The 1130-nt window shown below is 50.8% G+C and carries 1 protein-coding gene; it reads right to left on the bottom strand.

Annotated elements, in window-relative coordinates:
* On the bottom strand, positions 1-1130 hold a 1130-nt coding region (locus KDK16_RS07680; RefSeq protein ID WP_257275424.1), incomplete at both ends, for a glycosyltransferase family 39 protein.

The following is a 1130-nucleotide window of genomic DNA, read 5'->3' as shown; positions in this document are numbered from 1 at the left end:
GTGGGGGCTGGTGCCCGATCTGCCTCTGATGGTCTTTGGTCTTTTGTCTCTGGAATCGATTAACCGTAACAGTATCAACTCCGGACTCTGTTTCATCGACCAGACTGCACGAAAAGTTCTGTATTTCAAGATGATCATTCCCAGGAACTGATTGCTTGTCCCGCACCAGCAGACCATAACTATCGGCTTCTGGTTTACCATGCCAGAAATCAAACTGGGTTAAACGGTCGGCCAACACTTGAACGGGCTCTGGATAGGCGTACCAGGCTATACGACTGGCCTTAGTCCAATTATCCACCATCAGAACCGGTTCCACCCCCTCTTCTTCCTGCCACTTCTGCCTCAATAGCTGTGCCTGTTCAGCTGCCGCTTTCCAGCCCACCAGATCCTTAATGGCTGATGCCATGAAAGGGAAAGTAGAAAGAGGCATAAATGCCAGAAAGAAGAACACGAAGACAATCAGTCCAATTGACAGGAAGGAGGAAAAAACAGCCAGACTCTTCAACCACCAATGGGACCAGCCAAGGCAGATCCAGTAGGCCGACAAAGGCGCCAGTAGTGTCCAGCCAAGGGCTGGCCAGTTAGGCAACACAGTACCATCACCGGCAGACCAGCCAATAACAACCAGTACCGGAAAAGCACTCCAGACAATCAGCCAGCAGGATGCCCTGTCCTCCTCCGGGATTCGTTTCCTGATCAGTGAAAAAGCAGCGGCTATGGCGGCCACATAAGCCAGAATGGAATAAAGAAACATTTGTGCTAACTGCATGACCAGTGCATCTTTCAAAGACCACTCCTCAACTCCGACACCACGATCAAACTGATAAGCCAGAGAAGCCCAATCGTTGTCAGCATTCCAGACTAATACGGGAGAGATCAATATCAGTGCTATCAGGGCGGCCAACCATGGACCGGCCTGTCGAAGCCAACTCAGTCCCTGATACTGAATCATGAACAGGGTCATGCCCAGGGGCAGGAATATCGCAGTGTATTTACTCAACCCTGCCAGCCCGTAAACGATGCCCAGACCCAGCCAATACAGCAAACGATTTTGATTATGGATACGGTAAATCAGTTCCAGAGACAAAAGACCAAAGACCATCAGAGGCAGATCGGGCACCAGCCCCCAC

Source organism: Endozoicomonas sp. SESOKO4 (genome assembly GCF_024606275.1).
This window is presented reverse-complemented; position numbering and strand designations above follow the sequence as displayed.